This window comes from Arcicella sp. GW458-12-2-14-TSB2, from assembly GCF_059423785.1.
This window is the reverse complement of sequence record NZ_JBWKYN010000068.1, coordinates 19773-28041: the sequence shown is the minus strand read 5'-3', so window position 1 is coordinate 28041 and position 8269 is coordinate 19773. Positions and strand designations below refer to the sequence as shown.

Genomic DNA, 8269 nt, shown 5'->3' with positions numbered 1-8269 from the left:
ATTAAATATCTAATAATAATACCAGAATATCTTTACTTTTGAATCTAAAATCAAATATAGGTAGTTTTGTTGTGGCGACGAAATTACAGAAATCTTTCATGTTAAAAATCATAGGTCAACTAATACTACAATTTTCAGGCTGGAAAGTTATCGATAATACCCCCAATGGCGTAAATTCACACCACCGTGCTGTGATTATTGCGGCTCCGCATACCTCTAATTGGGACTACGTCTTTTGTATGGCAACCATTTATTCTGTCAAACTACAGATTCGCTATTTGGCCAAAGCTTCCCTGTTTAAATTTCCATTGGGAATATTAATGCGCGCCTTGGGCGGGATTCCTGTAAACAGGGAGAAAAAAAATAATTTAGTGGAAGAGATGGCTCAGTTACTGAAAACCTCCACTCAACCTATTCAATTAATTGTTCCCGCAGAAGGCACACGCTCTTATACAAGCGAATGGAAATCAGGATTTTACCATATTGCCCTAAAAGCAGAAGTGCCCATCATTTTAGGATTTTTAGATTACAAGAAAAAAGAAGCTGGATTTTTAGATGTATTTTACCCCACGGGTAATTATGAAGCCGATTTAGATAGTATTCAAGCCTATTATCTGAATATTACGCCTAAATACCCTGCTTTATTTTCATTAAAAGACAAAAAATAGATTACCATGAATGATTACAAAATAGAAAAAGCTGGTTTACAGGATTTACCCATTATTCAACAAATTGCTAATGAAACTTGGAGACCCACCTATGGAAGTATCTTGACGGAAGAACAAACATTGTTTATGTTAGAGATGATGTATAGTGATGCATCACTTACAAAGCAGTTTGAAACAAACCATTTCTTGATTTTTTCTGATAATGATAAGCCTGTAGGGTTTTCGGGCTTTGAAAAAAAGGAAAAAATGATAAAATTACATAAGATTTATTTTTTACCTGAAACACAAGGAAAAGGCTTTGGCAAAATGATGATTCAGGAAATCGTAAAAGTAGCCCAAGCTGAAAATTGTGATTTTATAGAATTGAACGTAAATAGGAATAACAAAGCAAAAAATTTCTATGAAAAACTGGGGTTTGAAGTAGTCAATGAAATAGATATTAATATAGGGAATGGTTATTGGATGAACGATTATGTTATGCATAAAATCGTTTAAACCCTGACAAAACTAAATCTATGAATCTAAAAGCTGTTAATACAAAGGGGACTTTAAAGATTTACGCATTTTCAGATGAAACTTCGTTGGAGTTACCACTCATCGAAGGAGGCATCAGTGCGGGATTTCCGTCGCCAGCCGCCGATTTTTTAGATACAGCCATCGATCTTAACAAATACTTAATCAAACACCCTTCTACTACTTTTATTGCCCTAACAGACGGCGTTTCGATGACTGACGCAGGTATTGCCGACAAAGATTTATTGATTATCGACAAATCTATTGAGCCTACAGATGGCAAAATTGCTGTGTGTATCCTGAATGGAGAGTTTGTATTAAAACGCCTGAAAGTAGACCATGAGGGTATTTGGTTGATGCCTGCTAATGATAATTATAAGCCAACGAAAGTGACAGAATATTACGATTTTGAAATTTGGGGTATGGTTACTTTTTCCATTCAAAAGCACTAAAATATGTTTGCGCTAGTTGATTGTAATAATTTTTACGCATCCTGCGAAAGAGTTTTTCAGCCCAAACTGAGGAACCAGCCAATTGCTGTGCTGTCTAATAACGATGGCTGTGTGATTTCCAGAAGTAACGAAGCCAAAAAAGCGGGTGTACCGATGGGCGCTCCTGCTTATAAGTTTGAGGATTTTTTTAACAAGAATAACATTCATGTGGTTTCATCTAACTATGCTTTGTATGGCGATATGAGCAACAGAGTGATGAATTTATTAGCCGAATTTACACCAGAAATAGAGCTATACAGCATCGATGAGGCCTTTTTAAAATTTGATGGCTTTGAAAAATATTTCGATTTTCAAAAGTATGGCAACGAGATTCGTTATCGAGTAACCAAAGGCACGGGTATTCCCATCAGTGTGGGCATTGCTCCTACTAAAGCCCTTTCAAAAGTGGCGAACAATATTGCTAAAAAATTCCCCGACAAAACAGGCAACGTATATGTAATTGATAGCGATGAGAAACGTATCAAAGCCTTGAAATGGCTGGCGATAGAGGGTGTATGGGGAATAGGCTACAGACTTGCCAAACGGTTGAAAGCGGCAGAAGTACACACTGCATTTGACTTTACTAATTGCAAAGAAGAGTGGGTAAAAAAAGAAATGGGTGTGGTAGGTTTACGCCTATACAAAGAACTGCAAGGAATTAGTTGCTTAGATTTAGACGAAGTAGCCGATAAAAGAAACATTGCTACTACACGAAGTTTTGAAACAAATTATAAAGACTATGAGCTTGTCAAAGAGAGGATTATTACGTTTACGGTGAGTTGTGCGGAGAAGTTAAGAAAGCAAAAGTCTTGTTGTAATGCCATCGTGGTTTTTCTGCGTACCAATGTGCATCGAAAAGAATTAGAACAGTACAGTAAGAGTCAGGTGTTGGCACTACCCTATCCGACAAACTCAAACATAGAATTAGCAAAATTTGCGACAGAGGCTTTGGATATGATTTTCAGAGAGGGCTTTGGATACAAAAAAGCAGGTGTAATTGTAACAGATTTAAGTCCCGAAAATGCTCAACAAATCAGTCTTTTTCAAAATAGTAATCCCAAGCATAAAAAATTGATGGAGGCTGTAGACAACATCAATAGAAAAACAGGCACTACGATAGTAAAACTAGCTACCCAAGATTTACAACGTACTTGGAAAATGAAACAAGAGAAGCTTTCGAAAAGATATACCACGCGGTTGGCAGATATTATTCGGGTAAAAGCTTGAGTTGTTGCTGAATGTTTTTTACGAAATCTAATGACACACCTGTAACTTTAGCAATCTTCTCAATAGAAAAGTCGCTTTCGTTTAGCAAGTTGGTAACAAATTTCGTTTGCTCTCTTTCTTTAGCAATCATAAAAGCAGGATCTTTTTCTTCATTTATATATTCTGCAATACTTATCATGATAATTTCTTTAAGTTTTTGTTCTAAGTTACGCAATTGTGATAGTACTCGCAACTGTTGCATGTACCTTCTTAACGAAAAATCTCCTTCAGTGGTTTCTTCAATGCGATGAATAATTTCCTTCAAAACATTTTTCGGTTCTTCTTCTCTGAAGTTTGCTAAAATACTTAATATTATTTCTTCAGGTTTATCTGATTTCAGGAAAATATGATAATCAAGTTCTGAAAATGTAATTAAAGGGAAATTGTAGTTCAAGAGTTTGCTTTCTATGCGAGTTGAAAATTTTGGCTTTGCTGAGCCAAGGTAAATTACAAATTGCTCGATTGGTAATTTATATTTTCTTGCCAACATAACGTTGTATTCTGCCATTCTGTAAATCATATTAGGCTCATCAACTACTTGAAATTCTATTTGTAGAACAAATGTATTGTCTTGGATATCAGTAATTTTCTTTAAAACATCAGGTTTTCGTTCTTTAGTATGCTGAATATCGTCAGGAAGTTCTTCTGATGAAACCGCTGTTATTCCAAGTATATTTTCCATTAAATTTGGAATAACAGCTTCTATATTTTCCTTGAATATCTTATCGTATTGATTGGCTTGCTTTTTTGATTTCATGTGTAAAACTATTCTCTTTATTTTATCTCAAATTAAAGCATTCTGGAAGCTTTTTCAAACAAAAACTTCCATTTTACAGGTTTAATTAGTAAAATGAAAGTCATATATCTTGAGTAGAAACTTACATTTTTATTTTTTCACTTCGCAAAGCTAAAGCCACTATCCAACACTTTTAATACTCGTTGTTTTTTCCAAGTTTCTACATCGTTCATGGCTACTTTTTCGATGATACTTCTTTCATCTAAACTAGTAATATCCCCGCTTCCAGATTCAGACAACACTTGTTCAATGGCCTTTTTTAGTACTGCCAACGAGCCGCTCAAACCTCGATTGACGGCTAAATCTACTCTGAAAGCAATTCCCCCCTGTGTATTGATAATCTGGTTTAATGGATATGTATTGCCATAAATATTAATCATCACTGCCGACGAAACTGCTTTGACTACATATTCTTCTAAGGCTATTTCTACCTGTACGCAAATCATGCTTGGCTTAAAACCGCTAGCGATAAAGGCTCCCGTTAATCTCAAATCGTTGGCTACTTCTAAATATGCAGCATCGCCTTCTTTGGTTCCATAGCTGGTATCTACCTGAAAAACTGGTGTCCCATAATTTTGAACGTTCAGTCCGTATTGACCAAAACATTCATTAAATACATCTTCATCTCTATCTTTTAGCCTTGCTAATACCCTTGTAAGCATTGAACCGCTAGCTAATGCACCTGTAAATTGAATAAAACCAAAAGAAAAAATGGCTTTATCATAACTATTTACGGCATCAAAACAGCCTTCGTTTTTTGAAATGTATTTTAGAATATCGGCATAATATGGCTCTTGACATAAATCTAAAAACATACTTTTGTTTTCATCAAAGCCAGATTGCCCCGCATAGCTTACTCCTTTAGGATTTACCTGATTGGGCGAAGGATAAACGTCACGCATGGGGCCAGTCTGCATAAAACCATCTGAACTCGGAAAGTTAATTACATAAGTACTATACGAACCTTTATTTTGTTGTTGAATTTGGAATACTTGTCGTCGTTCAAAAACCGAACTTCCATAATCTACAGGATTGACAGCAGCATGATTGGTTGAACCATTTTGAGTAGGGGAATTAGAAGCAGTATTGTCATTAAAAACGCTAGTATTAGCACTGAAAATGGTAGTAGTGGTAGTAGCGTCAGCAAAAGCGGAAGAATCTACTACTAAAACCTGCCCTATGGACAGATTGGTAGATTGTAAACTGTTCATTTCGGTGAGTTGCTCTACAGAAAGTCCGTATTTTTTTGAGATACTATAAAGGGTCTCCTTAGGTTGTACAGTGTGTGTCATTTTGTCATAGTTAAAATTCATAGTTTACTGATAAAATTAGCTAAAATAAAATATTCAACTTGTCTATGGCAGCAATAATTATTAAACGGTATGTAGCCCCCAAAAAATGCTCATTTATTTTATTAAAAATGTAATATATTTCCGATTATTAAAAATAAATCAAATATTTTCGTAATTTAGTAAATGTAAAGAGGTATAAGTATCCTTAAAACCTCTTTTGTAAAAAAGTTGATTTAACTAACAAAACGATTATCCAAAACAATCGTTTGTCATATTATCCTTCACAAAAACTATTATTATGTTCAAAAAAATAATTGCATTGCTTGGTCTTTTTGCCTTTTCACATTTTCAATCATCAGCACAGGGAAATATTCATCAGGCTTCAACGGAATACCAATATCCTACTGACCCCTTGGTAAAAGAAAAGTTAGAAACTTGGCGTGACCAAAAATTTGGGATGATTATCCATTGGGGTTTGTATGCTGTCCCGGGTATTATTGAATCATGGGAATTGTGTTCTGAAGATTGGATTAGCCGCGACAGTACCCAAACTTATGATGATTATAAAAAATGGTATTGGGGTTTGAACAAAAAATTTAATCCTACCAATTTTAACCCAGACCAATGGGCTAGTGCTGCCAAAGACGCTGGTATGAAATACGTAGTTTTTACGACCAAGCATCATGATGGTTTTTCGATGTTCGATACGAAATATTCTGATTTCAAAATTTCAAATGGCCCGTTCGCTCAAAACCCAAAAGCCGATGTAGCCAAATATGTTTTTGAGGCTTTCAGAAAACAGAATTTTATGATTGGCGCTTACTTTTCAAAACCAGACTGGCATTCAGAATATTTTTGGTGGAATCGTTACGCTACGCCCGACCGTAATGTGAATTATGACATCCGTAAAAATCCTTGGCGTTGGAATAAATTCAAAGAATTTAGCTATAACCAAATTCAAGAATTAATGACTGGCTATGGCAAAATGGATATTCTTTGGCTTGATGGCGGTTGGGTTCGTCCGTTGGATACCGTTACAGACGAAGTACGTGCTTGGGGTGCTGCTATTCCTGCTTTCAGTCAGGAAATAGATATGCCCAAAATTGCTTCTATGGCTCGTAAAGCACAGCCAGGCCTTTTAGTAGTTGATAGAACCGTTCACGGTGAATATGAAAACTACAGAACGCCCGAACAAAGTATTCCAGCCAATAAATCAGACACGCCTTGGGAAAGCTGTATTACCTTAGGTGGTGCGTGGGGGTATGTACCGAATGATAATTTCAAATCGGCTACTAAAGTAATTCATAGTTTGATTGAAGTAGTTGCCAAAGGCGGTAGCTTATTACTAGGTGTTGGACCACAAGCAGACGGTACATTGAACGATACGCAGGTATCACGTTTGAAAGAAATCGGTACTTGGTTGAATGCTAATGGCGAGGCTATTTATAATACTAGAACTACGGATGTTTACAGAGACGGCGAAACATTTTTTACCAAAGGCAAAGACAACGCTATTTATGCCCTAGTAAGATTACCAGAAAATCAACCAATGGCTACGACCATCACATGGACTGGCAATGTGCCTGCTAAAGGAGTAAAAGTACAATTGTTAAGCGAAAAAACAACCGTAAAATGGAAAGCAGAAGGCGACAAAGTAACTGTAACGTTACCAGCTAATTTCCTAAAAAAATATAAGAACTATCCGAGTTTAGCTTTTAAATACTAATTATTTCATGAAAAACGCGCTATTATTATCCATTCCTTTTTTGCTTTTTTCACAAATCAATCATGCCGAAACGTTACCCAAAATACATGAACCGATTGTAAAAAAGACTAACAAAAAGGCTGTTACAGCTCCAAAACCTGTCTATCCGATTCCTACGAAGGAACAATTGGCTTATCAGGAAATGGAAACCAATGCTTTTATCCATTTCACGACCAACACTTTTACTGATTTGGAATGGGGAAATGGTGACGAAAGTCCTGCTATTTTTAACCCTACGGCACTGGATGCGAACCAGTGGATTAGTACCTTAAAAGCTACTGGCTTTAAAGGGGCAATTCTTACTTGTAAGCACCACGACGGCTTTACATTATGGCCAAGTAAATTCACTGAGCATTCTATCAAAAACAGTCCTTATAAAGATGGTAAAGGTGATGTTGTTAAAGAAACGGCAGAGGCTTGTAAGAAATTCGGGGTTAAATTTGGCGTTTACTTATCGCCTTGGGATAGAAACCGTGCTGACTATGGCAAGCCTGAATACATTACCTATTATCGTAATCAATTAAACGAATTATTTAGTAATTATAAGCCTGTTTTTGAACTCTGGTTCGATGGTGCCAACGGCGGAACGGGTTATTATGGTGGTGCAAACGAGAAACGTAAAATAGATGCTAAAACATATTACGACTGGAAAACGACCATCCCGATGGTAAGAAAAATGCAACCTGATGTTATCTTTTTCAGCGATGCTGGGCCAGAAGTACGTTGGTGCGGTAACGAAAGAGGTATCGCTGGCGAAACCAATTGGAATAATATTACGCCTGATACATTATATGCAGGTAAAGGTGGCATTGAGCATTTATTGAATACTGGTTCTGAAAACGGAACGGCTTGGATTCCGAGCGAAATAGATGTTTCTATCCGTCCGGGTTGGTTTTATCATGCCAAAGAAGATGCTGAAGTAAAGTCGCCAGAAAGATTATTTGAAATTTATTTGAGTTCAGTAGGCCGAGGTTCAAACCTTTTACTGAACATTCCTCCAGACCGTCGTGGGCTTTTTCATGAAAATGATGTAAAATCATTGAAGGGTTTCAAGGCAATTTTGGATAAGGAGTTCAAAACCAATTTGGCACTCAACGCCTCAGTAAAAGCGAGCGAAGTACGTGGAAACGATGTGAAATTTAAGGCTAAAAACGTAACTGACGGCAATAAGGAAACCTATTGGACAACTGATGACGAACAAAAATCAGGAAGCCTTGAAATTAATTTAGGGGTTACTAAGCCAGTGAAGTATGTGCTTTTGCAAGAATACATCAAATTAGGGCAAAGAGTAAAAAGCTTTAATGTGGAGGTTTGGAAAGATAACGCATGGAAAGAGGTAGCCTCAGCTACTACGATTGGCTACAAGAGAATATTGAAACTGGATGGCGTGGAAACTAGCAAAGTAAGAATCAATATCAAAGATGCCAAGGCTTGTCCTGTGATTTCGAATATTGGTGTTTATTGATTTTAGCAATAGG

Annotated in this window: 8 protein-coding genes; 6 read left to right on the top strand and 2 right to left on the bottom strand. The window is 36.5% G+C overall.

From position 1 onward, the window contains the following. The first annotated feature begins 98 nt into the window (after positions 1-98). From AC07XN_RS11660 to AC07XN_RS11645, 4 genes are read left to right on the top strand one after another with little or no spacing between them, the layout of a single operon-like run. Entirely contained in the window at positions 99-668 is a 570-nt protein-coding gene (locus AC07XN_RS11660) for a 1-acyl-sn-glycerol-3-phosphate acyltransferase (protein ID WP_494743203.1), read from the top strand. A gap of 6 nt (positions 669-674) precedes the next feature. Further along, positions 675-1163, top strand: a complete 489-nt coding sequence (locus tag AC07XN_RS11655) for a GNAT family N-acetyltransferase (protein WP_309916828.1) — start codon at positions 675-677, stop codon at positions 1161-1163. 20 nt (positions 1164-1183) lie between these two features. Further along, complete coding sequence (locus AC07XN_RS11650; protein ID WP_309916831.1) at positions 1184-1633, top strand: LexA family protein; 450 nt, start codon at positions 1184-1186, stop codon at positions 1631-1633. A gap of 3 nt (positions 1634-1636) precedes the next feature. Continuing rightward, the gene (locus tag AC07XN_RS11645; RefSeq protein WP_494743202.1) at positions 1637-2899 is read left to right on the top strand and encodes a Y-family DNA polymerase; all 1263 of its coding nucleotides are present in this window, start codon (positions 1637-1639) and stop codon (positions 2897-2899) included. Here AC07XN_RS11645 and AC07XN_RS11640 read toward each other — a convergent pair. Both AC07XN_RS11640 and AC07XN_RS11635 read right to left on the bottom strand, forming a co-directional pair. Then, a complete protein-coding gene (locus tag AC07XN_RS11640) occupies positions 2880-3695 on the bottom strand; it encodes an RpnC/YadD family protein (RefSeq protein WP_494743201.1) in 816 nt (271 codons plus the stop codon). The genes AC07XN_RS11645 and AC07XN_RS11640 overlap by 20 nt on opposite strands. A 137-nt stretch (positions 3696-3832) precedes the next feature. Next, a complete protein-coding gene (locus AC07XN_RS11635) occupies positions 3833-5026 on the bottom strand; it encodes a LysM peptidoglycan-binding domain-containing protein (protein ID WP_494743200.1) in 1194 nt (397 codons plus the stop codon). A 298-nt stretch (positions 5027-5324) separates the two neighbouring features. Here AC07XN_RS11635 and AC07XN_RS11630 point away from each other — a divergent pair, with 298 nt between their 5' ends. Beyond that, the gene (locus tag AC07XN_RS11630; protein ID WP_494743199.1) at positions 5325-6752 is read left to right on the top strand and encodes an alpha-L-fucosidase; all 1428 of its coding nucleotides are present in this window, start codon (positions 5325-5327) and stop codon (positions 6750-6752) included. Between the two features lie 7 nt (positions 6753-6759). After that, positions 6760-8256 carry an alpha-L-fucosidase gene (locus AC07XN_RS11625; protein ID WP_494743198.1) on the top strand — a complete coding sequence of 499 codons (1497 nt, stop codon included), beginning with the start codon at positions 6760-6762 and terminating at the stop codon, positions 8254-8256. Positions 8257-8269: the final 13 nt, after the last annotated feature.